20 protein-coding genes are annotated in these 17831 nt (G+C 68.1%); 10 read left to right on the top strand and 10 right to left on the bottom strand.

What is annotated here, in order from left to right:
• Positions 1-105: 105 nt before the first annotated feature.
• Positions 106-2538, bottom strand: coding sequence for a TIGR02302 family protein (locus WOC76_RS02755; RefSeq protein ID WP_341389571.1), 2433 nt, complete (start codon positions 2536-2538; stop codon positions 106-108).
• 127 nt (positions 2539-2665) lie between these two features.
• Here WOC76_RS02755 and WOC76_RS02750 point away from each other — a divergent pair, with 127 nt between their 5' ends.
• Entirely contained in the window at positions 2666-3169 is a 504-nt protein-coding gene (locus tag WOC76_RS02750; protein WP_341389569.1) for a hypothetical protein, read from the top strand.
• On the opposite strand, the gene WOC76_RS02745 is transcribed toward WOC76_RS02750, so the two are convergent.
• Positions 3166-3390, bottom strand: a complete 225-nt coding sequence (locus WOC76_RS02745) for a hypothetical protein (protein ID WP_341104042.1) — start codon at positions 3388-3390, stop codon at positions 3166-3168. The two genes, WOC76_RS02750 and WOC76_RS02745, sit on opposite strands and share 4 nt — an antisense overlap.
• A gap of 166 nt (positions 3391-3556) precedes the next feature.
• Between WOC76_RS02745 and WOC76_RS02740 the strand changes: the two genes are divergently transcribed.
• Positions 3557-3934: a hypothetical protein gene (locus tag WOC76_RS02740; RefSeq protein WP_341104043.1), complete on the top strand. Its 378-nt coding sequence runs from the start codon at positions 3557-3559 to the stop codon at positions 3932-3934.
• A 78-nt stretch (positions 3935-4012) separates the two neighbouring features.
• A complete protein-coding gene (locus WOC76_RS02735) occupies positions 4013-4351 on the top strand; it encodes a hypothetical protein (protein WP_341104044.1) in 339 nt (112 codons plus the stop codon).
• Between the two features lie 17 nt (positions 4352-4368).
• Here WOC76_RS02735 and WOC76_RS02730 read toward each other — a convergent pair whose 3' ends face one another.
• Positions 4369-5694: a dihydroorotase gene (locus tag WOC76_RS02730; protein ID WP_341104046.1), complete on the bottom strand. Its 1326-nt coding sequence runs from the start codon at positions 5692-5694 to the stop codon at positions 4369-4371.
• Between the two features lie 94 nt (positions 5695-5788).
• Between WOC76_RS02730 and ygfZ the strand changes: the two genes are divergently transcribed.
• Positions 5789-6610, top strand: a complete 822-nt coding sequence (gene ygfZ / locus WOC76_RS02725) for a CAF17-like 4Fe-4S cluster assembly/insertion protein YgfZ (RefSeq protein ID WP_341104047.1) — start codon at positions 5789-5791, stop codon at positions 6608-6610.
• On the opposite strand, the gene WOC76_RS02720 is transcribed toward ygfZ, so the two are convergent.
• The 3 genes from WOC76_RS02720 to WOC76_RS02710 all read right to left on the bottom strand — a co-directional run bounded on the left by WOC76_RS02720 (position 6611) and on the right by WOC76_RS02710 (position 9766).
• Complete coding sequence (locus WOC76_RS02720) at positions 6611-8392, bottom strand: hydrogenase maturation protein (protein ID WP_341104048.1); 1782 nt, start codon at positions 8390-8392, stop codon at positions 6611-6613.
• A 2-nt stretch (positions 8393-8394) separates the two neighbouring features.
• Positions 8395-9459 (bottom strand): GlxA family transcriptional regulator, encoded by a 1065-nt coding sequence (locus WOC76_RS02715; protein ID WP_341104049.1) that lies wholly within the window; start codon positions 9457-9459, stop codon positions 8395-8397.
• A 148-nt stretch (positions 9460-9607) separates the two neighbouring features.
• Complete coding sequence (locus tag WOC76_RS02710; protein ID WP_341104050.1) at positions 9608-9766, bottom strand: hypothetical protein; 159 nt, start codon at positions 9764-9766, stop codon at positions 9608-9610.
• 222 nt (positions 9767-9988) lie between these two features.
• Here WOC76_RS02710 and mch point away from each other — a divergent pair, with 222 nt between their 5' ends.
• From mch to fae (WOC76_RS02685), 5 genes are all read left to right on the top strand, one after another.
• Complete coding sequence (gene mch, locus WOC76_RS02705; protein ID WP_341389564.1) at positions 9989-10966, top strand: methenyltetrahydromethanopterin cyclohydrolase; 978 nt, start codon at positions 9989-9991, stop codon at positions 10964-10966.
• Between the two features lie 171 nt (positions 10967-11137).
• On the top strand, positions 11138-12079 hold the full coding sequence (locus WOC76_RS02700; RefSeq protein WP_341104052.1) for a RimK family alpha-L-glutamate ligase: 942 nt from the start codon (positions 11138-11140) through the stop codon (positions 12077-12079).
• Positions 12080-12085: 6 nt separating this feature from the next.
• Positions 12086-12940 (top strand): triphosphoribosyl-dephospho-CoA synthase, encoded by an 855-nt coding sequence (locus WOC76_RS02695; RefSeq protein ID WP_341108708.1) that lies wholly within the window; start codon positions 12086-12088, stop codon positions 12938-12940.
• 144 nt (positions 12941-13084) lie between these two features.
• The gene (gene fae, locus WOC76_RS02690; RefSeq protein WP_341104053.1) at positions 13085-13594 is read left to right on the top strand and encodes a formaldehyde-activating enzyme; all 510 of its coding nucleotides are present in this window, start codon (positions 13085-13087) and stop codon (positions 13592-13594) included.
• A 173-nt stretch (positions 13595-13767) separates the two neighbouring features.
• Entirely contained in the window at positions 13768-14340 is a 573-nt protein-coding gene (gene fae / locus WOC76_RS02685) for a formaldehyde-activating enzyme (protein ID WP_341104055.1), read from the top strand.
• Between the two features lie 50 nt (positions 14341-14390).
• On the opposite strand, the gene WOC76_RS02680 is transcribed toward fae (WOC76_RS02685), so the two are convergent.
• A complete protein-coding gene (locus tag WOC76_RS02680; RefSeq protein WP_341104056.1) occupies positions 14391-15089 on the bottom strand; it encodes a HisA/HisF-related TIM barrel protein in 699 nt (232 codons plus the stop codon).
• Between WOC76_RS02680 and WOC76_RS02675 the strand changes: the two genes are divergently transcribed.
• A complete protein-coding gene (locus tag WOC76_RS02675) occupies positions 15088-15729 on the top strand; it encodes a hypothetical protein (RefSeq protein WP_341431258.1) in 642 nt (213 codons plus the stop codon). The two genes, WOC76_RS02680 and WOC76_RS02675, sit on opposite strands and share 2 nt — an antisense overlap.
• 18 nt (positions 15730-15747) lie before the next feature.
• On the opposite strand, the gene WOC76_RS02670 is transcribed toward WOC76_RS02675, so the two are convergent.
• The 3 genes from WOC76_RS02670 to WOC76_RS02660 form a co-directional block, all read right to left on the bottom strand.
• Positions 15748-16293: a PQQ-dependent catabolism-associated CXXCW motif protein gene (locus WOC76_RS02670; RefSeq protein ID WP_341389885.1), complete on the bottom strand. Its 546-nt coding sequence runs from the start codon at positions 16291-16293 to the stop codon at positions 15748-15750.
• Positions 16293-17198, bottom strand: coding sequence for a substrate-binding domain-containing protein (locus tag WOC76_RS02665; protein ID WP_445730663.1), 906 nt, complete (start codon positions 17196-17198; stop codon positions 16293-16295). Before WOC76_RS02665 ends, WOC76_RS02670 begins: the two co-directional genes overlap by 1 nt.
• 103 nt (positions 17199-17301) lie before the next feature.
• Positions 17302-17811, bottom strand: coding sequence for a c-type cytochrome, methanol metabolism-related (locus tag WOC76_RS02660; RefSeq protein ID WP_341104059.1), 510 nt, complete (start codon positions 17809-17811; stop codon positions 17302-17304).
• Positions 17812-17831: the final 20 nt, after the last annotated feature.

Genomic DNA, 17831 nt, shown 5'->3' with positions numbered 1-17831 from the left:
GTTTGCCTGCTTCGCGCCCAGGCCGCCGGCGCCGGAAGACGCGCCCTTCGCCGCGCGGGTCCTTCTCAGGCAAGTAGAGAAGCGCCCGCGCGAGAGCAAGGCGCTTTATCGCGTCAGCAGCCTTTGCAGATAGTCGAGCTCCTCCGCCGGGCGCTCGGGCTGGCCGAGACGGCGGCGCAGCTCCTCCTGCACGCGGTGGGCGCGCTGGGCGGGCGGCAATCCGAGCGGGTCATATTTCGCCCGCGTGCTCGCCTGCCCTCCGGAGGAGCGGCCGAGCGGATCGCGGCCCTTGCCATGGCGGGCGCGGCGACCCTTGCCCTGTCCCTGCTGCCCGTCTTCGCCGGTCTCGCCGTCCTGCCCGCCCTGCATCTGCTGGGCGAGCTTGCCGGCCCCCTTGCGCAGCGCCTCGACGGCGCGGCCCTGCGCCTCGACCGCCTTGCCGCGTCCCTCGCCGCCGGGACCGAGCGCCTGCTCGGCCTGTTTCATCGCCTTGCGGGCCTCGTCGAGATCTTCCCCCGCCTCGCCGGCCTCGTCCTTGAGCGCATCCTGCTCGCGTTCGAGCTTCTGGCGCAAGGCTTCCTGGCGGCGGCGTTCGGCCTGCGCCCCGGCGGCGCCCTGTTTCTGTTCCCCGGCGAGCGGCGCGCGCTCGTCCTCGAGCGGGGTCTTGAGCCCCTGGAAGGTCTCGTCGCGCAGCTGCTGCTCCTCGCGTGAGAGCTGGTCGAGTTCGCCGAGCGCGCGCTGCATCTCGCGCCGGCGCGCCTTGCGGGCGGCGCTCGCCGCCTCGCTCGCCTCGCCGGTCTGGGCGTTCTCCATGATGTCCTGCAAATCGTCGAGGAGCTTTTGCGCCTGCGCCATGTCGCCGGATTTCGCCGCCTGTTCGATCTCGTCGAGCATGGATTGCAGATCGTCGGCCGTGACGCTGTCGGGATCGTCCGAGGCCTCCTGCGACTGGCCCGGCTGGGGCCGCGCGCCGACCTGCTCGAGAAACTTCTCGAGCGCCGCGCGCAACTCCTGCGTGCGCTTGGCGATCTCCGCCTCGCCGTCGCCGCGCGCCATGGCCTCGCGGAGCGCCTGCTCGGCCGCGCGCAATTCGCGCTCGGCGTCGGACGCGCCGCCGTCCTCGATCTCCAGCGCCATGGCCCAGAGCATGTCGGCGACGCCGCGCAGCTCGTCGTCGGTGCGCCGCCCTTCGAGGCTGCGACGCGCCGCGCGCAGGCCGAGATGAACGCCGGCCGGCGTCTCGAACGCTTCCGGCGCGAGGGACAGCGCCTCCAGCGCGGCGCGCACATTGGCGCGCGCCTCCGGATCGAGCGCGAGAATGCGCCGCTGCTCGACGAGCGCGCGCGCGAGCGGCTTGACGAAGCGCCGCTGCGGCAGAACGATTTCCACGGGGTCCGCGACGCCCTCGGCGCCCGCCGCGTCCTTCGCAACGAGCCGCATCGCGACCGCCGCGCCGGCATAGGGGCTGTCGGCGAGATCGAGCGTGGCGCGGCCGTCGCCGAGGCCGCCGGCGCCCGCCGGCAGATCGAGCGGCAGGCGCGGCGGCTCGTAGAGCGCGCGGGCCGCGCTCCTGCGGCTGAAGATCGCCTCGGCGCTTACGACGCCGTAATCGTCGTCGAGCCGATAGGCGAGCGTCATGGTGCCGCGCGCATTGTTGCGCGGCTCTCCGTCCAGCGCGATCCGCGGCGGAAGGTCGGGAATGGGCTCGACGTCGAAACGGCGGCCGTCGGGGAGATCGAGGCGCGCCGCGCCCTCGAGCCTGTAGGCGCGCTCCCCCGCGCCCTGCTCTTCCGACGCCGCGAGCGCGCCATCGACCGAAACGGCGGCGTCCGCGGGCCTCAGGCGCAGCAGGGAATTCACGGGCGCCGTGACGGCGCCGCTCTCCTGCGCCAGCACGATCGGCGGGCGCCCCGTATAGGCCGGCGGCTCGAACCAGGCGTCGACGCGCTGCGACGGCGCCAGCCGATGCGCCGCCCGCCAGTCGAAGGCGGCGGCAAGCCGTGCGCCCTTCTCGTCGGCGGCGACGAAGGCCGCGGCGACCGCCGCGACCAGGGCAAAGGCGCGCAGCGCGTAAGGATCGCGCTCGGGCAGGCGCGGGCGCGGGGCGAGAACCGGCGTTTCGGTGAGAGCCGCCTCCAGCCGCCTGCGATGCAGGGCCCAGAGCGCCGCCGTCGCCGGATCGGCCGCGCCGGCCGCGAGCGTGTCGTCGAGCGAGGCGGCGGGTTTGAGCGGGCCCGCCGCCGCGTCGTCGAGCCGGGCAGCCGCCGCGCGGCGGCGCGGCCAGCCGCGCCCGATCTCGCGCGCGACGAGGAACAGGGCGGCGAATCCAAAGAGCGTCACCCCCGCCATGCGCGCTTCGAGGGGAGCCGCCCGCCACAGGCCGAGCCAGGAGAGGGTCAGGAAAAACAGGGCGAGCGTCGCTAGCGCCGCGGCGAGCCTGAGCAACCGCTCGCCGAGGATCGCCAGCGCCGAGCGGCGCAGCGCCAGATCCAGCGCGCTCCTTGGCGGCCGCGACTTCTTATCGGGGGAATCGTCCATTCGCGCTCCGGCGAGACGGAAATTTCCGTCAGGTACGGTTTCATCTGATTATACAGGGGAAAGGACGCGTGCGAAGCGCCAAATCGTGGCCATTCGCCTTTTGCGGAGCGGCGGGCTTAAATACGGCATGACGCGCTCCCGCCCTTTGCCCGACATCGTCTCCGAACCCTCGACCGACGCCGCCGCGCTCCCCGCCCCGGTGCGGGCGATCCGCGACAAGATTCTCGCGGCGCTGGAGAAGAACGACGTCGAGGCGCTGCGCATCCCCATCGACTGGAACGAGGTGCGCCCGCTCTTCGCCAGGAGCGGCGCCTTTCCGGCCGGAACCGACCCGATCGCGATTCTGAAGACACTGTCCTTCGACGGGGTCGGGCGGGAGACGGTCGACATCGCCCGCGCCATTCTCGCTGAGCCCTATGTGAAGGTCACGCGCGGCCCGGTGACGCTCTACGAATGGCCCGCTTTCGCCCGAAGGTCCGCGCCGGCGGCGACGCAAGAGGAGGCGCGCGCCCGCTGGGCCTGCGTGCGGTTTCGCGATCTCGCGCGCAGCAATGCGGAAAAACGGCCCCGCGCGACGCGCATCGGCGTCGCGTCGGATGGCGTGTGGCATTACTTCTGGAGCGAGGATTAAATCTCGCGCGGCTGCTCGTGGGGCTTTGCGTGGGAGCGACCTTCCTCCTCGGCGCGCTTCAGGGCCTCGGCTTCTTCCGTTTCGAGCGCGTGTTCGGCGTCCTTCGCGGCGCGCTCGACCTTGCCGCTCTCGACGAATTTGCGCTGCGCCTCGTTGTATTGCTTCGCGGCGGTCCGATTGCCTTCGCCCTCGTTGCGCGGCGCGTCGTTGGGAGTGCTCATGACCTCTCTCCTTCCGGAAGACTGCCTCATCTAGGGCGATTGCGCCCGCTGGCGACTGCGGCCCGCAGCGCCTGCCTGCCGCAAAAACGAAAGGAACAAGCAAACCGGCCTCGCGTTGCAGGGGGTGGCGATGGGGCTTTGGCGGACAGGGACCCAGGAGATCGCAATGACGAATATGCGCAAAATGCTCACGGCCGCCGTGGCGGCCGCCATGCTTGCCGGCACGATGACCGTTTCGACGCCTGCCGACGCCTGGGTGCGCTACGGCCGCGGTTGGGGTCCTGGCTGGGGTCATTATGGCTGGGCCGGCGGATGGCGCCCGGGCTGGGGCTATGGCCGCTGGGGCTATGGCGGCCGCTGGGGCTATGGCGGCGGCTGGGGCTATGGCGGCGCGGCGACGGCCGGCCTGCTCGGCGGTCTGGCGCTCGGCACGATCGCCGGCGCGGCGACCTATCCCGGCTATGGTTATTGGGGCTATGGCGGCGGCTATCCTGGCTATTATGGCGCGGCCTATCCCTCCTATGGCTATGGCTGCAGCTGCTGACCGCCTGACATAGATTAGCCTCCAGGGCTCGCGATAGATCTGCGGCCGCAGTCAGCGGCCGCAGACGAAGGACAAAAGATGACGCTTCGCTGGGTGTTCTTGGCGCCGCTGGCGGCGTCTCCCGCATTGGCCGGGTCGGTCGCCTCTCCCAACTGGAACGTCCCCAACAAGGATGTCGCGCTCCACTGCGCGCCGCTCGCTTACGAGATCCACTGCTCCATTTCGCGCCTGGCCAATCCCGAATACAGCTCCTTTTGCTTCTATGTGGCGAACGACGGCCGCTCCTATCCCATGAAGCGCGACTATCGTTTCGGCTTCGCCAATCCCATCGTCGCCCTCAAGGTGAACAACGGCCTGCGCATCACCGCCGAGCTGACGGAACTGAGAACCGGCGCCCGCGCGCGCTGTTCCGAGTAATCAGCTTCCGCGAGAGATCACAGCGCCGCCTGGAAGCGCACCGGGCGGCCGGTCGCGGGCGTGACGAGCTCGCCCTCCCACATCACCTTGGCGCCGCGCACGAAGGTTCCCACTGGCCAGCCCGTGACCTCCATGCCGTCGAAGGGGGTCCAGCCGACGCGCGAGGCGATCCAGTCGTTGCGGATGGTCTGCCGGCGCTTCAGATCGACGATGGTTAGGTCGGCGTCATAGCCTTTCGCGACGCGGCCCTTGCCGGCCATGCCGAAGAGGCGCAAGGGGCCGGCGCTGGTCAGATCGACGAAACGGGCGAGCGTCAGCTTGCCGGCGTTCACCGCGTCGAGCAGCAGCGGCACGAGGGTCTGCACGCCCGTCATGCCGGAGGGGCTTTTGGGATAGGGCTGCGCCTTCTCCTCCAGCGTATGGGGCGCGTGGTCGGAGCCGATCACGTCGACGACGCCCTGCCGCAGGCCCTCCCACAGCGCGTCGCGATGGCGCGCCTCGCGAACCGGCGGGTTCATCTGCGCCAGCGTCCCCATGCGCTTATAAGCCTCGGCGTCGAGCACCAGGTGATTGGGGGTGACTTCGACGCTCGCCAGATCCTTGTGCGCGGCGAGCAGCTCGATCTCCTCGGCGGTCGTCACATGCAGCACATGGATGAGCGCGCGCTTTTCCCGCGCGATGGCGAGCAGGCGCCGCGTCGAGCGCAGCGCAGTCTCGACGTCGCGCCACACCGGATGGCTCGACGGATCGCCCTCGACGCGCAGGCTCTTGCGTTCGTTGAGCCGCGCCTCGTCCTCGCTGTGGAAGGCGGCGCGCCGTCTCGTATGGGACAGCACCTCTGCGACGCCCGCGTCGTCGGCGATGAGCAGCGAGCCGGTCGAGGAGCCCATGAAGACCTTGATGCCGACGGCCCCCGGCAGGCGCTCCAGCTCGGCGAGATCCTTGGCGTTCTCATGCGTGCCGCCGACCCAGAAGGCGAAGTCGCAATGCATCCGGCTGGTCCCGCGCGCCACCTTGTCGGCGAGCTCGGCCGCGCCGGCCGTGAGCGGATTGGTGTTCGGCATTTCGAAAACCGCCGTCACGCCGCCCATGACCGCGCTGCGCGAGCCCGATTCGAGATCTTCCTTGTGAGAAAGTCCCGGCTCGCGAAAATGCACCTGCGTGTCGACGACGCCGGGCAGAATGTGCAGGCCCGTGCAATCGATCGTCTCACCCGCCGACGCGCGGGAGAGGTCGCCGATCTCGGCGATCTTGCCGTCGCGCACGCCCAGGTCGCGCCGCCCTTCCCCGTCCTGGTTGACGAGCACGCCGCCGGAGAGGATGACATCGAAACTTTGCGGCATGAATGGCGCCTCGCTTTTCGGAATTCGATCTAGATAAGCACAAGTCGGCGGCGCGCCAAGCATGCGCGGCGCGCGTTCCTGGGAAAAGAAAGACATGACGACGGCGATAGTGCTGGCGGACCGCGGCGTGATCGAGGTCTCGGGCGAGGACGCGGCCAAGTTCCTCCACAATCTCGTGACGAACGACGTCACGGGGCTCGCGCCCGGCGAGGCGCGCTTCGCCGCCCTGCTTACCCCGCAGGGTAAGATCATTTGCGATTTTCTCGTTTTCTCGCTCGGCGGGGACCGCTTTCTGCTCGACTGTCCGCTCTCGCTTGCGGCCGATCTCCTGAAACGGCTGAACATGTACAAGCTGCGCGCCAAAGTGGCGCTCGCCGATCGAAGCGACAGCCTCGACTCGATCGCCTTTCCCGTTGCGACGGCGCGTCCGCCGATCGAGGCGCTGGCGCTCGCGCCCGATCCGCGCGCGGCGGCGCTCGGCTGGCGGGCGATCGCCGAAAAGGGGAAAATCGCCGCATCCGGCGCCCGCGCGGAATACGAGGCCCGCCGCATCGAGGCCGGCGCGCCCGAGGGCGGCGTCGACTTCTCCTACGGCGACGCGTTTCCGCACGAGGCCGACATGGATCTCTTCGCGGGCCTCGATTTCACCAAGGGCTGCTATGTCGGCCAGGAGGTGGTGTCACGCATGAAGCACCGCGCTCAGGTGCGAAAGCGCGTCGTCCCCTACCGCGCCGCCGGCCCCGCGCCGGCGCCCGGAGAAGCGATCCGCGCCGGCGATCTCGACATCGGGGTCACCGGCTCGGCCATTGGCGGCGCGGGCCTCGCCCTCATCCGCCTCGACCGCCTCGCCGACGCGAAGGAGAAAGGCGACGCGCCCATGGCCGGCGGCGTCGCCCTCGATTTCACCCCGCCCTAGCTAGACCGTGGCGACCGCGGGACGCGGCGCGGGCTGGGGTCTCGCCGGCGGACGTCCCTTGAAGACGAATGTCTCGCGCGCCCGGTGATAGGCCGGGTCCGGCCCGAAGAAATTCGCCTTCATGCGCGCGAGCTCCTCGGCCCGATAGGCGGCGAGCGGTTTCGCGCGCTCGTCGCGCACGCGCCTTTCATGCTTGTCGCGTAAGAGAGTCCAGAAATCGGGCCGCCGCGCGATGTCGACCGCCCGCGCCGTCGCCTCGCGCTGGAACCCGTCGGGGTCGCCCGCCACGACCTCGTCCACGAAGCCGATCGAAAGGGCTTCGCGCGCGCCCATCGGCCGGCACGCTTCGGTCAGCTCCCGCGCGCGGGCCGCGCCGACCCGCTGCGGCAGGACATAGGTCCAGTATTCCGAGCCGTAGAGCCCGCCCATGCTGCGATAATGGGGATTGAGCACGACGCCCTCACGCGCCACGACGCGATCCGCCGCCAGCGCCAGGATCGCCCCGCCGGCGCCGGCGTTGCCGCAGATCGCGGCGACGACGACATGGGACATGGTGTTGAGAATTTCATGCAGGAGATCGTCGATGGCGTTGATGTTGCGCCAGGATTCGAGCGCCGGATCGGCGGCCGCCTCGATGACATTGAGATGGATGCCGTTGGAGAAGAAATCCTTGCCGCCATGCAGGACGATCGCCCGCGTCGGCCGGCTGCGCGCGAAGAGAAAAGTGTCGCGCAGCCGGTAGCATTGCTGCGTGCACATCGCGCCATTGTAGAAGTCGAAATGGATGTGGCCGACGTCGTCGCGCTCGACGTAGCGAATTTCCCGATAGCTCCTGTGCTCGCTCGCATCCACGACCGGAAGCACCGACTCCGGGACGCCAGAGAGAAGCGGCCCGAGAATCTGCGTCGCCGGCAGCTTGACGCCCGAAACCGGGCAGAACGCCTCCGCGCAAAAGGCGCAGCCATGCGCCGGCGTGAAGAAGCGGCAATCGGTCTCGGGCGCGCCGCTCTTGAGTTTCAGATGGCTGATCCAGACGGCGCCGTCGACCGTCGCCCGGCAGATGGCGCCGTCGCGCCTGGCGACGACCTCGCCCGGCGCCCCTTTCAGCCGGTCTTCGCCATGCACGCCGTAAAGAAAGACCGGCAGGCCGAAGAGTTCGTCCAGCACGCCTGGAGCGCTGTCCGCCGCACGGATTTTGCGCAGGACCGTATCCGTGCGGTCGCGCGACCAGTCGATTGCGCGGTCCTTCTGAGTCATGGTCGGCCGCAGGCGCCCGCGCGTCTCGGGCCGGGAATAATCGAGAGGCTCGGGCCGGAACGCGCCGGAGCGAAATTTCTCGACCGCCTCCAGCACGGCGGCCGCGGCGGCTTCCGTCACGGCGTTGCGGTAAAGGCTGCCCTTGGCGTCGGCGACCGGCGGGAGGGGAAATTCGCGAGTCGCCCAGATCGGCCCCGCGTCCATTTCGGCGACCGCCTGCAGCACGGTGACGCCCCAGCGTTTTTCCCCTTCCATGATCGCCCAGTCGAGCGAGGACGGCCCGCGGTCGCCCACGATCCCCGGATGCACGATCAGACAGACGCGGCGCCGCCAGATCGCCTCCGGCACGGCCGCCTTGAGCATGGGCGCGACGATCAGATCGGGAGTTTCCCGCTTGGCCGCGTCGAGCATGGCCGCCTCGCTCTCCGCAAGGGCGACCGAAATGGCGTGCCCCCGGTCGGTCAGATCGATCAGCAGGCGCTGGCTCAGGCTGTTGTGCGCCGAAGTCAAAAATAAAATACGCATGGCTACCCCCATGGCTCGATGAAACTTGATTGAAAGCGATCGCGATATTCGAGCGGCCCCACGTCCAGGTGGCGCTTGAAGGCCCGCCGCAGGCGTTCCGGTGTGGCGAAACCGCAGGCCTGCGCAATGGCGCTCAAGGGGAGGTTCGACTGTTCGAGCCGGCAGCGCGCTGCTTCGACCCGCGCGCGCTCGACGAAGCGCGCCGGCGTCATTCCCGTCTCGGCGAGAAAGCGGCGCGCGAAATTGCGCGGGCTCATCGCCGCGTGGTCGGCCAGCCGCTCGACGGTGAGATCGAGGTGACAGTTGGCGACGACCCAGGCCTTGAGCTCTGCGATGTCCCGCCCGCCGGCGTTCGCGTCTTCCAGAAAGGGACTGAATTGCGCCTGTCCGCCGGGGCGGCGCAGGAACACCACCATCAGGCCCGCCACCTGACGGGGAATCTCGCGCCCGAGGTCTTCCTCGATCAGCGTCAGCGCCAGATCGATCCCCGCCGTGATGCCCCCCGAGGTGTAGACGCCGCCGTCGCGCACGAAGATGCGGTTGGGCTCGACGCGGAGCTTGGGATAGGCGCTCGCCAGCGCGTCGCAATACAGCCAGTGGGTCGTGACCTTGCGATGGTCGAGAAGTCCGGCGCTCGCGAGGAGGAAAGCGCCGGTGCAGATCGACGCCAGCCGCCGCGTGCGCGTCGCCATGCGCTTGATCCAGTCGATCAGTTCGTCGTCGGCGCTCGCCGCCATGGCGCCTTCGCCGCCGACGACGACAAGCGTATCCAGCCCCTCGACAATGTCGCCGCACGCCCATGGCGCCGCGACCTCGAGGCCGCATTTGGCGGCGACCATGCCTTTCGCCGCGGCGATGACGATCGTCTCATAGCCCGGTTCGCTTTCACGTCCCTTCAGGCACAGAACCCGGTCGGCGTAGTAAAAAGCGTCAAGAGGACCGGAAAGATCAAGAATTTCGAAGTCGGCGAAGATCAGGAAACCGATCTTGCGAACGCGCCTCGCGCTGTCTGGGCGCCTCTCTCTGGAAAGCAGATTTCGGTCGAATGGAATGTTATCAAAAGACATGCGCCCATCTTGTCGCCTGCGACAAATACGCACAATGACAAAAAAACGATGGTTTCTGCCAAGAAATCGAGCGTCTCTTTACGCGCGACTACGGCCGCAGTCAGAATTTGTATTTTATGCCTGATAGATAGGGGCAGTCTTCGCCGACTTACCGGTGGAGGACGTCGAGCGCGACGTCGAGCGCCCGCACGACGCCGACATTGGCGAAGACGATCGCCGCGACCGCGGCCAGAACCATCACGACGTCTCGCGAAGAGAGGCTCTTGGCCCCTGGGGCCGAAGCGCGGCGGTCAAAAGGATCGTCCATAACCATCCCCAAAAATCCAGGTCGCGGCGGCGCTAGAGCCCGTATCTGACACCCGTGTGACGGAGGTCTCAAATCTCCGTCTATAACGCCCCACGAGCCGCTTTCGTTTCGCGGCGAAGCCCGATAAGTTCCGCCCGCGCCGGCGGATTGACGCCTCCAGAAGTTAATGTGGCGAAAACAAGACCGGTAGAGCCACCGGGCGTTTCGAGGGAAGGACCACAAGTGAGCGCAAGCGAAAACTCAGGCCGCGTGACGGCCAGCGTGAACACTCTCGCGGGCGAGATCGTCGACCGGCTGGTCGCGGGCGCCGGGCGGTACCGCGTCGCCGTCTCGCACGGCAGCCTCGGGGAGTTGCTCATCGACGCGGGCGCCAAGGCGGCGGGCGGGATCGACGCCGGCCTGCTGCTCACCGAAATCTGCATGGGCGGGCTCGGCAAGGTCACGCTGTCGCCGGCGCCGGGCGCCTCGAAATGGCCGTTCTGGCTGACGGTTTCGAGCAATGATCCGGTCGTCGCCTGCCTCGCCAGCCAATATGCCGGCTGGAGCCTCCAGCACGAGAAGTTCTTTGCGCTCGGCTCCGGCCCCGGCCGCGCCCAGGCGCGCGTCGAGAAGCTCTTCGAGGAGCTCTCCTACAAGGACCGCGCCGACCGCGTGACCATCGTGCTCGAATCCGGCTCGCCGCCGCCGCGGGAAGTCGTCGAGAAGGTGGCGTCGAAATCCGACGTCTCGCCCGACAAGGTCGCCTTCGTCTATGCGCCGACGCAGTCGCTCGCGGGCAGCGTGCAGGTCGTCGGGCGGGTGCTGGAAGTCGCGCTGCACAAGGCGCATGAGCTGCACTTCCCGCTGGAGAACATCGTCGACGGCGTGGCGACCGCGCCGCTCTCTCCCCCGCATCCCGATTTCGTACAGGCGATGGGCCGCACCAATGACGCCATCATCTACGCCGGCCGCGCCCATCTCTTCGTGAAAGGTCCGGCCTCGGCGGCCAAGGAGCTCGCCGAAAAGCTGCCGAGCAGCAATTCTCGCGACTACGGCCAGCCTTTCGCGGAAATCTTCAAGGCCTACAAGGGCGACTTCTACAAGATCGACGGCAGCCTGTTTTCGCCCGCCGAGGCGCTGGTCACCGCGGTCGAGACCGGCGAGACCTTCCGCGCCGGCCGGATCGACGAGGCGCTGCTCGACAAGTCCTTCGGAGGCTGAGGCGCGCGCCGCCTCCACTTCAGCGTCATGGCCGGGCGCGTCCCGGCCATATTCGCGCCCATCTGGAATTGAGATGTCTCCAACAGGCCGCGCCGCCGCGGGCGCCCGGAAAACTTTCGCGGGAGCGCGGCGCGGACCCTTCCGGCGCGCAACGCCGGGACAAGCCCGGCCATGACCACGCGCGCGAGAGGCGCCGCGCGGGAAAAGCCGCGCGTCGCCATTTTCACCGACAAGCTCGACTGGCATGTCGAGCACACGCTTTCGGCCTTTCGCGCGCTGGGCGCGGCCCCTGTCGCCGTGCGGCTCGCCGCCTGCCGCATCGACACGACCCGCCCCCACGCCCTCGCCATCCCCGGCTTCCACGGTCTGCCCGACCTCGCCGTGGTGCGGGCCATCGGCGACGGCTCGCTCGAAGCCATCACCATGCGGCTCGGCGTGCTGCATGCGCTGGAGGCGCTCGGCGTCCCCCTCGTCAATGGCGCGCGCGCCATCGAGCGCTGCACCGACAAGAGCATGGCGAGCTTCCTGCTCGCGAAGGCCGGCGTCCCCGCGCCCGAGACCTTCGCCACCCAGTCGCTGGCGCAGGCGCGCGCGATCGCAAGACGCGAATGCGCGCGCGGCCCGCTGGTGATGAAGCCGCTGTTCGGCGCTCAGGGCTGGGGCCTGCGGCTCGTCGAAACGGAAGGCGACATCCCCTCCCTCGAAGAGGCGCGCGGCGTCTTCTACCTCCAGCGCTTCGTCGGTCCGGCGCGGCCGCCTTACGAGGACATGCGTCTTCTCGTCTCGGGCGGCGAGATCGTCGCCGCGATGAAACGGCGCTCCAGCCACTGGATCACCAATGTCCGGCAGGGCGCGAAGCCCGTCGCCGTCACGCCGACCCCGGCGGAGCGCGAGATGGCGCTCGCCGCCGCGCAGGCGATGGGAACCTTCGTCGCGGGCGTCGATCTCATCGCCGACGCGCAAGGGCGGCCCATGGCGCTCGAAGTCAACAGCATGCCCGGCTGGAGCGGGCTGCAACGGATCACGCCCTTTTCGATCGCCGAGCGGCTCGCCGCGGATGCGTTGTCCTGTTGCGCCTCGCGTCCGTCCACTCTCCCCGCAGGAACAGGGTAGGCCGTGATGGAGCAAACCGTCGCGCACGCCTTCATCGCCGCCTGCGAGGCGGAGCTCGCCGCGCCCAAGCCCGGCAATGTCCATCATTTTGCGCCGGGCCATGGCATGGAGGCGGAGGATTTCATTCGTAGCGCCCGCGCCGCCGCGCCGCACATCGCCGCCATAGGCGCAAGCGTCGGCGCGCGCATCCTGGGCGCGGTCGAAGCGACCTGGGCGGCCGTCGGCCAGAACACCAATCTCGGCATCGTGCTGCTCTGCGCGCCGCTCGCCGAAGCGGCGCTGACCGCAAGGAGCGCCGATCTCGCGCGCGAGACTGCCCGCGTGCTGGCCGCGCTCGACGTCGCCGACGCGCAAGCCGCGTTTCACGCCATCCTGCGCGCCAATCCGGCGGGGCTCGGCGAAGCGGAGGCGCACGACGTTTCCGGCCCGGCGCAAACCACTTTGCTCGAAGCGATGCGCGCCGCCGCGCCGCGCGACCGCATCGGCTATCAATACGCCCACGACTTCGCCGATGTTTTCGGCCTGGGCCTGGCCGCGCTCGAGCGCGCCCGCGCGCGCGGCCACGACGCGCCGCGCGCGACGCTCGAAGTTTATCTCGCCTTTCTCGCCGCCTTCCCAGACAGCCACATCGCGCGCAAATATGGGGACCAGACGGCCCGCGCCGTCTGCGCGGAGGCGGCGCGCAGACGGCGCGCCATCGAAGCGGCGGCGCCCGAAGAAGCCTTTGCACTGGCCCTGGATTTCGACCGCGAATTGAAGGAAAGTCGTTTCAATCCAGGCACGAGCGCGGACCTGACCGTCGCAGTGCTTTTTGCAGATTCTCTCCGGTCCATCTTGGCAAGCGCGCGCAAAAATGGTTGAGTCCGCGCCGCGCGGGGCAGTCTCGCGGCTATCTGGCCAACCGGTCGGGCGAATTTCAACGGAGCCCGACGCCGAAAACGAAGGATAGGAGCGTCGTGGCGGCGTGGCGCGCGGCGCTTTGGGGGAACTCGAAAGGAAACGCACATGGCTTTGATCAACAAGATGCTGGTCGGCGAGTCGCTCGTCGGCGAGGGCAACGAAGTCGCTCACATCGACCTCATCATGGGTCCGCGCGGCTCGGCCGCCGAGCTGGCTTTCGCCAATGCGCTCGTCAACAACAAGGACGGCTTCACGACGCTGCTCGCGGTCGTTGCGCCGAACCTGCTCTGCAAGCCGAACACGATCCTCTTCAACAAGGTCACCATCAAGGGCGCCAAGCAGGCCGTCCAGATGTTCGGCCCGGCCCAGCACGGCGTCGCCAAGGCCGTTGCGGATTCGGTCGCCGAGGGCGTGATCCCGGTTTCGGAAGCCGACGACCTGTTCATCTCGGTCGGCGTGTTCATCCACTGGGACGCCAACGACGACAAGAAGATCCAGGACTACAACTATCAGGCCACGAAGGAAGCCATCGCCCGCGCCGTTCGCGGCGAGCCGAAGGCCTCCGAAGTCGTCGCCAAGCGCAACGAAGCCAAGCACCCCTTCGCTCCGAACTGATTTCGGGCGTAATCGCCTCGTTTCGACACTATCGGGGAGCCCTCGCCGGCTCCCCGTTCAGCCGTACAGGACGCTTCGCTGAAACTCGGGCGTCCGCATAACAGGTGAGGCTCCGCGCGTGCGCTGACAAAAAACGCCGCTGGACGCGAACAGCACCGGGAGGGATGGAAAAAATGGCTTCTTTCTTCGAGAAGATTCTTGGCGCGCTGTTTCCCAAGCCGTCGAGCGGTTTCGGCGGCTCCTCGAGCGCCAAGACGGGTGTCGGCGAGTCGCTCGTCGGCGACGGCAATGAGGTCGCCCACATCGACCTGATCATGGGTCCCCGTGGGTCGGCGGCGGAAAAGGCCTTCGCCAACGGTCTCGTCAACAATAAGGACGGCTTCACGACGCTGCTCGCGGTCATCGCGCCGAACCTGCTCGTCAAGCCCTACACCATGATGTTCAACAAGGTGACCATCAAGAACGCCAAGCAGGCCGTTCAGATGTTCGGCCCGGCGCAGCATGGCGTCGCCAAGGCCGTCGCCGATTCGGTCGCCGAGGGCGTGATTCCGCTCGAGAAGGCCGAAGACCTGTTCATCTGCGTCGGCGTCTTCATCCATTGGGACGCGAATGACGATCAGAAGATTCAAGACTTCAACTATCAGGCCACGAAGGAAGCCATCGCGCGCGCGATGAAGGGCGACCCCAAGGCCCAGCGCGTCGTCCAGGAGCGCGTCACCGCCAAGCATCCTTTCGCCGCCAACTGATCCGGCGAAAATTCGAAAACGGCAAAAGGGGAGCCCGCGCGGCTCCCCTTTTATTTTGCGCCCATGCGCGCGAGGGTCGCGGCGCTCAGCCGGCCGTCGTGCAGCGCCGTCGCGACGAGCGCGCCGGCCACGCCCGCCTGCTCCAGGGCGCGCAGATCGTCCAGGCTCCGCACGCCGCCGGCGGCATAGACGCGCCGCCCCTGCGCCCGCATGGCGATGTCGCGCAGTCGCGGCAGATCCGGCCCCTTGCCGACGCCGACGCGCGCCAGCGTCATGACAACGACGCGCTCGGGCCAGAGCGAAACGTCCGAGAGAAGGCGCGGGTCGCCGAGGAAGCCCGTCTCTGTGAAGTCGAGCGACAGAATGAAACGGGACCGATCTTCTTGCAAAGCGGCGTCCTCGACGCGTGCGAGCGTCTCGCTTCCCAGCACGACATCGACATTGGCGGGCAAGGTCGCTCCCGACTGTCTTGCCTCGCGAAATCCGCCGTCGAGCCATACGCGCGCCGGCGCGATTGTTTCCGCAACCTCGGCGATTGCCGCAAGATTGTTTCCTCGCCCCTCGATCGCATCCAGATCGGCGATATAAAGCGCGCCGAAGGGGTGAAGCGCCATCAGGCCACGCGCCACATCCGGCGGGTCGCTCGTGGGCGAGAGCGGCGTCGCGAGCGGTCGATAATCGGCGCGACGGCCAGCGACCGCCCGCACGGCGGCGCCTTTGCGAATATCGATGACGGGGACGATCTCCATGAGGCATTATAGAACCATGCTCATGCCGAAAAAAATGGCCGCCCGCCTTTCTGTCCTTCTCGCCGCGGCTCTTTGGGTCGGCTCCACGGCTGCACAGACGCCGCCGGCCGACTGGCCCTGCAAGCAGGTGCGCGTGCCGGAGATTGCGCTCGGCGGCGTCTGGACTGGCCCGTCGCTCGACAAGGAGCGTCACGACTGGCGCAACGACCCGGCCGTCGTCGATCTCGTCGCGCGTATCGCGCCGCGCCGCACGCCGTTGGAGGACGCCGAGAACAGCATCGCGGATTTTGCGAAAGCGTCGGGCGGAGATCGCAAGGCGCGCCTCACGCTTCTCTTCGCCGGGCTCTATGAACGCATGAATGACGAGCGGCGCGAGGTGGTGAACGGTCTCGACCGCTTTGGCCGCCGCCTGAAGGACATGGCCGAGAAGACGCGCGAGGAGACGCAGGCGTTTTACGATCTGCAGAACCGCAAGCCGCCCGAGCCGGAGGCGATCAAAAAGGCCGCCGAGGCGCTGCAATGGCGGGTGCGCCTCTTCGAGGAGCAGCGCAAGATGGCGACCTATGTCTGCGAGAGTCCCGCGCTGATCGAGCAACGATTCGGCGCGTTGGCGCGCGCGATCATGACGGCGATGGAGTAAGCGGCGGCGCGGGCGTAATCAGTCCCGAGGCGCGGGGCGCGCCTCCTCGAGCGGATGTTGCGCCGCCGCCCAGCCGTCCGTTCCTTCCGGGTACCAGAAGACGCGAGTGTAGCCGAGCGTCAGGGCGCGCCTGGCGGCGTTCCACGACATCCAGCAATCCGCGAGGCAATAAAACACGAGCCGCCGCGCTTTGTCGCCCCCGCTCGCCTTGGCGAGGCCTTTCTCGAGATAAGCCGCCGTGGCCTCGGAGAGGGCGCCATAGCCCGTGTCCGGCAGCCAGATGCTTCCGGGAATATCGAATCGCGGCTGCTCGCGCCAGACGACGTTTTTCGGAAGACCTTCGGGCTTGGGCGCCCGCGGCAGGGCGTCGACGAACGCCGCCGTCCTGGCGCGCCACAGATCGAAAGCTTTCGCCGTGTCGATGACTGTCGCGCCCGTGAGCGTCGCCGGCACGGGCGCGCGATAGGCCTCCATCCGGTAGCCTTCGGGCTCAGCCGGCCGCGCCGTTTGCGCCTCCGCCGACGCGGCGAGGAGCAGCGCGCCGGCCGCGAGCGGCGCGCGGATCACGGCGTCGGCCGGACCGGCTGGCCGGCCTCGTCGATCACGGGCACGCCATAATCGGCCAGAATCTTGTCGATCTCGGCCTTGTTCTGCGCGATCAGCGTATTGAGTTCGCGCTTCCAGTTCTGGTCGGAATGGCGCACGCCGAAGGCGATGCGGAACGCCATGCGCGCGCCGGGCGTTTCCGGGATCGGCGTCACGATGAGCTTGCCGCCTGACTTTTTGGCGTAATAGCCCGCGATCGGGCCCCAGAGCAGAGCGATGTCGATGTCGCCCTTTTCGAGATCCTGTGTCATCTGCGCCGTCGAGGATTCGACCCGCGTATCGACCATCAACGCATAGGGCTTCACCAGGCCGATCATCCCGTTCCTGGCCAGAATATTGCCGGGCGGCGTATTGGCGATGAGGCCGATGCGGCCTTTCTTGTCCTTCAGGCGCGGATCGTCGAGGTTCTGGACGCCGTCGAGGTCGGAGCCCGCGCGCGTCGCCATCACATAGGTAGTGCGATAATAGGGGTTCGTCGGCTGGACGAGATCATTGCCCTGTGGGATGCCGAGGATCACGTCGCAGAGATGCGCATTGAGCGTATTGCGCACGAAGCCCGTCGCCCCGGGATAAAAGGCGTAAGCCAGATCCTTCCCGAGCTTGCGGGCCAGCAGTTCGGCGATCTTGTTCTCGAAACCCTCGCCCTTTTCATTGGAGAACGGCAGGTTGTTCGGGTCGGCGCACACCCGCAGCACTTTCGGGTCGATGAGCTCGATACCCCCGGAGTTGTCGGCGCCCTTTGCGCCGGCGTCGGGGCCCATATGCTGCGCAAAGCCCGACGCCGCCGCGAAAAGGATCGCGGCGGCGCCGACTGAAGACAAGAGCGCGGCAAGCCCGCGCCGATGTTTCCGGGAGACGATCATGCGATCGGCCTCTTTGCATTTCCCCATGAGAGCGCCCCTTGTGGGCGCTCGGGCTGATTGCCGTTGATGCTTATACTTGGGCGGCCGGTTACTTGGCGGCCGGTTACTTGGCGGCCATGCAGTCGGCTTCGGCCTTCTTGAAGGCTTCCGGAGCCGGCTCCTTCTTCTCCGGGCGGCCCGGCTGGACGGCGCCGGTCGACAGCGCGCGCAGATACACATAAAGGTCGTCGATGTAGCAGACGGCGTTCTTGTTGTCGGCGAAGGCCGGCATGACGCTGTTGCCGTTCTGACGGCCGCCGATGACGATGCCGGCGAATTCGGCGTAGTTGAAGCGCTTGACCGATTCCTTCAGCGCCGGAGCGTAGGTCGAGCCGCCGCCGTTCGGGCCGTGGCAGACGTGGCATTCGGCGTGATAACGGCGATAGCCGGAGAAGGTGTACCAGTCCACCGCGCCGTCGGCCGAGATATTATAGGTGGGGTCGCCCTTGGCGTCGAAATACTTGCCGTCGACCGATTTGACGGCCTTGGGGTCGCCGGGCGCCTCGGCCAGGGCGGAAGTGCCCACAAAACTCATGACGCCCAGGGCCAGCGCCCCGAAAAGCGACGATCTCATCACTCTCTCCCTGTGTTCTT

The organism is Methylocystis sp. IM3, assembly GCF_038070105.1.
In the GTDB taxonomy this organism is placed as follows: Bacteria; Pseudomonadota; Alphaproteobacteria; order Rhizobiales; family Beijerinckiaceae; genus Methylocystis.
Note: the sequence above shows the minus strand (reverse complement) of the source record. Positions and strands in the feature narration are given on the sequence as shown.

Coding starts and splice junctions, on each gene's coding strand:
- WOC76_RS02720 (WP_341104048.1), bottom strand. CDS start 8,392: ATGCGTATTTTATTTTTGACTTCGGCGCACAACAGCCTGAGCCAGCGC.
- WOC76_RS02750 (WP_341389569.1), top strand. CDS start 2,666: ATGACGCGCTCCCGCCCTTTGCCCGACATCGTCTCCGAACCCTCGACC.
- WOC76_RS02700 (WP_341104052.1), top strand. CDS start 11,138: ATGACCACGCGCGCGAGAGGCGCCGCGCGGGAAAAGCCGCGCGTCGCC.
- fae (WP_341104053.1), top strand. CDS start 13,085: ATGGCTTTGATCAACAAGATGCTGGTCGGCGAGTCGCTCGTCGGCGAG.
- WOC76_RS02695 (WP_341108708.1), top strand. CDS start 12,086: ATGGAGCAAACCGTCGCGCACGCCTTCATCGCCGCCTGCGAGGCGGAG.
- WOC76_RS02660 (WP_341104059.1), bottom strand. CDS start 17,811: ATGAGATCGTCGCTTTTCGGGGCGCTGGCCCTGGGCGTCATGAGTTTT.
- WOC76_RS02755 (WP_341389571.1), bottom strand. CDS start 2,538: ATGGACGATTCCCCCGATAAGAAGTCGCGGCCGCCAAGGAGCGCGCTG.
- ygfZ (WP_341104047.1), top strand. CDS start 5,789: ATGACGACGGCGATAGTGCTGGCGGACCGCGGCGTGATCGAGGTCTCG.
- WOC76_RS02740 (WP_341104043.1), top strand. CDS start 3,557: ATGACGAATATGCGCAAAATGCTCACGGCCGCCGTGGCGGCCGCCATG.
- WOC76_RS02745 (WP_341104042.1), bottom strand. CDS start 3,390: ATGAGCACTCCCAACGACGCGCCGCGCAACGAGGGCGAAGGCAATCGG.
- WOC76_RS02675 (WP_341431258.1), top strand. CDS start 15,088: ATGAGGCATTATAGAACCATGCTCATGCCGAAAAAAATGGCCGCCCGC.
- WOC76_RS02710 (WP_341104050.1), bottom strand. CDS start 9,766: ATGGACGATCCTTTTGACCGCCGCGCTTCGGCCCCAGGGGCCAAGAGC.
- WOC76_RS02680 (WP_341104056.1), bottom strand. CDS start 15,089: ATGGAGATCGTCCCCGTCATCGATATTCGCAAAGGCGCCGCCGTGCGG.
- WOC76_RS02730 (WP_341104046.1), bottom strand. CDS start 5,694: ATGCCGCAAAGTTTCGATGTCATCCTCTCCGGCGGCGTGCTCGTCAAC.
- WOC76_RS02665 (WP_445730663.1), bottom strand. CDS start 17,198: ATGATCGTCTCCCGGAAACATCGGCGCGGGCTTGCCGCGCTCTTGTCT.
- WOC76_RS02715 (WP_341104049.1), bottom strand. CDS start 9,459: ATGTCTTTTGATAACATTCCATTCGACCGAAATCTGCTTTCCAGAGAG.
- fae (WP_341104055.1), top strand. CDS start 13,768: ATGGCTTCTTTCTTCGAGAAGATTCTTGGCGCGCTGTTTCCCAAGCCG.
- WOC76_RS02735 (WP_341104044.1), top strand. CDS start 4,013: ATGACGCTTCGCTGGGTGTTCTTGGCGCCGCTGGCGGCGTCTCCCGCA.